Here is a 611-nt window from a genome sequence, read left to right as displayed (position 1 = left end):
TCGGGACGCTGGAAGCGTTGGATGCCGGGGTCATCTCCGCGGCGCACGTCCGGGCGATCGTGACGGCCGGGGCCATCATCGAGACCCCGGAAATGCGGGCAGAGTTCGAACAGGACGTGCTGCAGATCGCGGCGGCGGAGTCCGCGACCCGGCTCACACCGTTGGCGAAGCGGCGCGCGGAGTGGTACGCGGACACCACGTTCGAACAGCGGCACCGCCGCGCCGTGGAAGACCGGGCCGTGTGGGTGACCGATGTCGAGGACGGCATGGCAGAACTGAGGGCTCTGCTGCCGGCCGTTGTTGCGCATGGTGTGCACGATCGGCTCAGCGAAATGGCACGTTCTGTCATCGACGCCCGCGAGGGTGAAGCCAAAACCGAAACCGAAACCGACGACATTCGCACGACGGACCAGATCCGTGCCGACATCCTCGGCGACCTGCTCCTCACGGCCGCCCCGACCGCCCACGATGGCGGACCCACCGACCTCGGAGCCATCCGCGCCACCGTGCAGATCACCGTCCCCGTCATGTCGCTGATCGAGAAGCGGATCACCGACCCCTACGAGACCGCGTTCCTCGTCGGACACTCCCCCATCGACCCGCAAACGGCA

Annotated in this window: 1 pseudogene; it reads left to right on the top strand. The window is 67.6% G+C overall.

Features of this window, described 5'->3' with window-relative positions:
- Positions 1 to 59: 59 nt before the first annotated feature.
- Positions 60 to 467, top strand: a pseudogene (locus tag MIC448_RS16750) (DUF222 domain-containing protein); the annotation flags it as partial.
- Between the last annotated feature and the right edge of the window lie 144 nt (positions 468 to 611).

Origin of the sequence: Microbacterium sp. C448, assembly GCF_000582705.2 — a bacterium.
Lineage (GTDB): Bacteria > Actinomycetota > Actinomycetes > Actinomycetales > Microbacteriaceae > Microbacterium > Microbacterium lacus_A.
Note: the sequence above shows the minus strand (reverse complement) of the source record. Positions and strands in the feature narration are given on the sequence as shown.